Annotated in this window: 6 protein-coding genes; all 6 read right to left on the bottom strand. The window is 43.9% G+C overall.

What is annotated here, in order from left to right:
- Positions 1–19: 19 nt before the first annotated feature.
- Positions 20–481, bottom strand: a complete 462-nt coding sequence (locus tag DP117_RS35775) for a hypothetical protein (RefSeq protein ID WP_211176501.1) — start codon at positions 479–481, stop codon at positions 20–22.
- Positions 482–1,156 (bottom strand): hypothetical protein, encoded by a 675-nt coding sequence (locus tag DP117_RS33225; protein WP_169222425.1) that lies wholly within the window; start codon positions 1,154–1,156, stop codon positions 482–484.
- A gap of 202 nt (positions 1,157–1,358) precedes the next feature.
- Positions 1,359–2,591 carry a DUF4157 domain-containing protein gene (locus tag DP117_RS33220; RefSeq protein ID WP_169222424.1) on the bottom strand — a complete coding sequence of 411 codons (1,233 nt, stop codon included), beginning with the start codon at positions 2,589–2,591 and terminating at the stop codon, positions 1,359–1,361.
- A gap of 7 nt (positions 2,592–2,598) precedes the next feature.
- Positions 2,599–4,353, bottom strand: coding sequence for a DUF4157 domain-containing protein (locus DP117_RS33215; RefSeq protein ID WP_169222423.1), 1,755 nt, complete (start codon positions 4,351–4,353; stop codon positions 2,599–2,601).
- Positions 4,350–4,610 (bottom strand): hypothetical protein, encoded by a 261-nt coding sequence (locus DP117_RS33210; protein WP_169222422.1) that lies wholly within the window; start codon positions 4,608–4,610, stop codon positions 4,350–4,352. Before DP117_RS33210 ends, DP117_RS33215 begins: the two co-directional genes overlap by 4 nt.
- Before the next feature lie 273 nt (positions 4,611–4,883).
- Positions 4,884–5,878: ATP-binding protein (locus tag DP117_RS33205; protein ID WP_169222421.1), on the bottom strand; the 995-nt coding region annotated here is incomplete at its 5' end.

Raw genomic sequence — 5,878 nt, 5'->3', positions numbered from 1 at the left:
TCCCTCCGCATCCCCCAAACTACATAAAAGGCAAAGCAATTTTAATCACACGTCCAACCTCCTCTAATTCATCAGGACGGAAGACATTATTAGCATCACAGACTTGCCAGAATTGGGTAGGATTGCCAATATATCTGGCAGTGATATTATCGAGGCGATCGCTCTGAGTCACGGTATGTTCTATTACAGTCGTCATTCCCTCTGCTGAAGGAATAAACCTGCGTTGCACATAGCGAACTTCACGAGACATCCCATCACCATCTGTCACAGTAACAGTTTCTGTTTTCAGTTTGTAATAACGACTTGTTTGCTCAAACATAATTGTTAATTGATTCTTAATTTTTCTTTCTTCCTCTGCGCCTTTGCGACGCCAGTCGCCACAACGGGGGGAACCCCAACGCCAGATACCTACGGAGGGAAACCCTCCTGCAGTACTGGCTCCGCAAGGCGCTGGCTCGCCTTTGCGTGAGGCAAAATTCATCTAACCTCCAATACTAATATTTGCATCAAAAGAGAAAGATGCAGATGCCGAGGGTAAACTTCCAACACTATTAATTGTTGCCATCACTTCCTTAGCAATTTGATGTGCCATAAACAATGCACCACCAAAACTCGCCAATCCTAAATCTTGATAATTGAGTACTTGTAAATCAAGACTCACCTTAGCACGAATTGGATTTAAATTGGGGTCAAAAGCTTCTTCCGTGATCGTAAATTGAGTTAATCGCACGGGTAAAATCCGTTTTTCACCCCATATAAATAGTGTAAGCGGTGCTTCTGGTGGAATGATTTCAATGATGCCTAAATTTAGCAAAACTTCATCAGCAATGACTTTTGCCGATTTGGGATATAAAAGCATTTCCAATGCTGCTAATGTGGGATAAACTCCCATAGTCGTTGCCGGAAATTTCGCTGTTTCTAACTGGTCAGCCGCGTCGATTTCTACATCCGCTCTGATAGATTCTCTTGGGGGTCCTTTTAATCGTAAAGCTTCATTTCTATCATTATTTTCTCCTCCCATTGTTTGAGCGGTAAGTGTGCGAGTGAGGTTATCGGGGTTGTATTGAAAAATAATGGTGCTGGCGACGGGGTTGAAGATATCAACTCCGATGATTGCGCCTTTGAGGATGCGAGGGGAAGCGGGGAAAGTGGTCATGGGTTATGTTCCTTTCGTCAAGTTGATAGTACTGTGTCAGACCAAGCATAATTTGCAGAATAGCGCTACTAAATCAAACTTGCTGCTTGGCTCAATAATACTGTTTTGAAAAAAGAATGCGACACATGATGGCTTATATACAGGTTCTATCTGTCACAATCATTTTTTGAACTGTATAACTAGCTGAAAAACTTCTACTAGCTTAAGCCGTCATATCTTGCATATCTTGTGAGTCTGTTAGTACGGTTTCGTAAGCATATAAATCCAGCAAATCGCGAATATTCCGACTCGTCAATGCTCCACCAGTTATGCCCATTATATTGCCCTCATATCCTGAATCTGGGATATCCTCCCGGTCGCTCCAAGGAATAAAGAGGCTTCTCCAAGTTTGAGAATAACGGTCAGTAAGCCCTAGGAAATGAGCAAACTCGTGAGCAGGAGACCAAACTAAATCGCTATTGTTGCTGAAATAGAATAGCATCCTAGAGCCTCTCACTTCACTTTGCTCGACATTGCCATTGTGAACTATAATCTGTGCTGAGTTGCCATCCTCCGTTTGACCAACAGCCCTATAATGCACTTGAGCTTGGCAACTTATACTGTAGCCGTCAGAAAAACTGGCGTTCCAGACTCTTTCAATAGAGTTTTTTATGGAGTTAGCAATTGCGACAGACGCAGCTGATCCAGAAACTTCTATTTGAGCTTGGATCTGCACATGATTACCGTTCCAGGTAATATTAATTCCTTGGCGGATCGACCTACTACCACTTGGTATTCGACGTCTTCGAGAGATAATAATAGGGATGGGGGGATAAAGTTGCCGCTGTAGGGTGAATTGTATAGGTGTAATCTGGGGCTTTTTTCCACCGAGTACTTGATGAACCGCATGTTCAGCCTGAACTTCACTGCTATGATGATCTGGCAGTAAGTTGATCCTGCTTTTTGTTTTCCACCCTGATTGTTGTACAGTATGTGTCAGTTCGTGTGCCAACAATTGCTTTCCTTCCGTTATCTGTGGTCTATACAGCCCTGTTCCAAAGACAATATCATGTCCTACTGTGTAAGCCAGCGCATTCACCGCCAGCGCTGACTCAGCCGCGTTCCCATCTGTATGCACCCGCACGGAGCTAAAATCACGCCCAAATCGCGACTCCATGAAACCACGAGTTTCTTTGTCTAAAGGTTGACCTGGTTCACGCAACACTTCATGCACAATCGGCGGTACTTCGGAATTTTCAGTTTGATTCGCAGCACGACGCTGTACAGTTAATCGTTCTTTATGACACCCAGTACATTCTCCCGTTAAACCAGCCGAACCACCACAAGCGCATTTGCGCTGTAACAGTCCTGATTTGACAGGTGTGAAAGACGATTTGGATTTTGTTTGGGTTTGGGAATGCGATGCTCCTGAAAAGAGCCGCTGTCGTGATTGCATATTCACTTTAGGGATATCCTCCTCTAACAAGATGCCGTATGCATGGGTCTGTTGATGATCTCAGAGTAGAGACATTCGGACTTTGGACGTGAGGATTGACCACTGTAGATGTACCAAGGGGAGGATTTTGAGCACCTGCAGGAAATCCTGCCATGAGAATATCTACCCGTCGCCAATTGTCCTGGTTGCTCTGGAGGGGCGGTGGTGGCGGCTGCGTATCACTTAATCCCTCAACACGAGTAAATCGATTAACATTTGTTAAATTAAATTTTGTAATTTGTGTTGAGACTCCCCGATTGGTTAGGGCTGTTTTTACCATATCTGCTCGCTGTTGGCTTACATGCTGTTTGGCGGTTGGTGAACCAACATTATCGCTATGACCCAGAATATCGACAAAACTATCATTTGTTCTAATATAGTTAGCGGCAAATTGAATTTTACTTTGCTCGCTGGTTGGGACATTGGTAGCATTAAATTGATAATTTCGGATTGTAATCCGGTCAACTGATTCACCTCGGTGGGGTTCTGATGCTAGTCCTCGTAAATCTGAACTAGGTACTCCCTGCTCAGAAGAAATGAGATTCTCAATTCTGACTGTTGGATCGTGAACATCAGTTGTGGTTCGGTCTTGATCTGGTGGATGAGCAGAAATTTCTTCAAGTGCAGCATGACCACAAAGTTCGTGTCCTGCTGCAGGGACTGCTCCTTGAAAAGCAAGAGAACCTGATGCAGTAAAAGAACCAAATTCGACAGGTGTGGTGGTTGGAGACAGAATGACCTGGTGTCCGGAGAAGTCTGTCTGAGGACCAACAACTTGACTGACTTCTATTGTCCAATTGTTAGCCAATGGATTTGTAAGAATATTGAGACAACAACAGCCAGTTGGTTTACTCCCTGTTACTAGCACAGTTGAATCTAAGCTTTGTAAAGATTTGGGCTGCACCTCTCCAGTTGTGCTATTGACTTCAAACTCATCACATAAACCTTGAATTAAACTATCCATCATGGATAAGCGTTGTGTTGAGGTTAGAGAAGCAGCGGGGTCGTTTGCAGGCGCTAACGATGTATGGTTAGGATTTACTAAAAGCTTTCGCTGTATTTGAGGTTTTGTTGCTTGCTGCTGAATGTAATGAGTTAATTCATGCGCTAATAAGTGTCTTCCTTGGTTTGTATCGGTTTGATATCGACCTTCTGCAAAAATAATGTGATTACCTAAAGTAAAAGCCTCCGCATGAATTGAACTAGCTGCAGAAGCAGCTTTAGTATTGTTATGTACGCGCACACTGCTAAAGTCTGGCAATGGAGATTCAGTAAGAGTCGTTTCAGATTCCTGACTCATGACTGCACCTGCAACCTGATCTGCTTCCGCTTCCAAAGTGTCTCCTGGTTGACTGATTGTGAGTTGGGGATAGATAATTCCCGATCCAGCCTTAGGCGATCGCACTTGCTTTAATTTCTGCCCAAATCTCGACTCCATAAAACCACGAGTTTCTCTGTCTAAAGGTTGACCAGGTTCACGCAACACTTCATGCACAATTGGTGGTACTTGGGAAACTTCACCCTGATTTTTCTCACGACGCTGTACAGTTAAGCGATTTTTCTGACACCCAGTACATTCTCCCGTCAAACCAGCCGAACCACCACAGGAACATTTGCGCTGTAAAAGTCCGGATTTGACAGGTGTGAAAGACGATTTGGGTTTAGTTTGAGTTTGGGAGTGCGATGCTCCTGAAAGGAGCCGCTGTCGCGATCGCATACTCATTGTCCCAAACCTCCATAAATTGACTGTGCTATTTGCACACCAATCGTCTCTGGTGTTGCTCTCGATACGACTTCAAATACCCTACCATCTAAGTGCGGAATCTCCCCACCCTGCACCAATGACGGTGGTACACCCTCTTCATTCAATAACCGCGTCAATTCCTGCTGTAATGCCTCGCTAATACGGTAACGGTCTTTCGGCGCAAACCCGTGTAAGATTAACTCTTCAATATAAAATTCAAAGTTTCTTGATATCATTCCCAACCTCTTATATTTTTAAATTTTGAATGAATAAGCGTTCTTCGTGAATTGTTAAACTGTTGCGTTTATAAAATGCATTTTTTGTTAGCGTAGCGTGTCCGTAGGACATACTTTGAAGAAATCTTTTCCCTCCCTTCTTCCCTCCCTCACTGAATGAAGTCACGCATTCACGCATGTACTCATAGAAAACTCTTTCTTTTGACTTTTGACTTTTGACTTTTGACTTGTTAAGATCCCTCCCTCTCCTAGTACACTTGTAAACATAACAACTTACACCCACCCTCCCACTTCCGCTTCCGTTAACTGCTTCTCTAACTTGGCGTATTCACTTTGAGCCGCACGCAATAAATGCTTCATTTGCACAGCTTCCCCAGCATCTGCAGCTAAAAATGCAGCATTTAAAGCAATATTACGAATATTCCCACCTGTAACATTTAATTTAGCTAACTTATTCACATCCACACCCTCAATCGGCATTTTCGCAGGGAATATCCTTCGCCAAATTTCTTGGCGCTGGGTAAAATCAGGAAACGGAAACTGTACCACAAACCGGATGCGACGTAAAAAAGCTGTGTCAATGGCATTTTTCAGATTGGTTGTCAAAATTGCCAATCCTCGGTAAGCCTCCATCCGTTGTAATAAATAACTCACTTCTATATTTGCATAGCGGTCATGACTATCTTTGACTTCACTGCGTTTGCCAAACAAGGCGTCTGCTTCGTCAAATAATAAAATTGCGCCTCCCGTTTCGGCTGCATCAAACACCCGCCGCAGGTTCTTTTCTGTCTCGCCAATATATTTACTCACAACCTGACTCAAATCAATGCGGTATAAATCTAGACAGAATTCTTGGGCTAGTACTTCTGCTGCCATTGTTTTTCCTGTACCGCTCGCCCCAGCAAATAGAGCACTGATACCTAGCCCATTGGCGCTTCGGAGAGCAAATTCCCAGGTTTCGTAAACTTTTACCCTTTGTCTGAGTTGTGCTGCAATATCATGCAGAATTTGGCATTGTGCCTCCGGTAATACCAGGTCATGCCAAGTAGCTTTTGGTACTATACGTTGTGCTAAATCATTCAAGCGAGGACGAACTGTGGTGCGACAAGTATCCCAAAGTTGAGAGAGGAGAGGGAGAGATGGGGGAGATGAGGGGGATGAGGGAGCAGAAAGAGTTAATGGACAATTATTTCTTTCCCCATTCCCCATTCCCAATCCCCCATTCCCAATTCTCCTAACCTGATTACAAACGTCATAAATTGCCGATG

It is taken from the genome of Brasilonema sp. UFV-L1 (assembly GCF_012912105.1).
Lineage (GTDB): Bacteria > Cyanobacteriota > Cyanobacteriia > Cyanobacteriales > Nostocaceae > Brasilonema.
The sequence above is the reverse complement of the archived record's forward strand: the minus strand, read 5'-3'. Positions and strand labels throughout refer to the sequence as shown.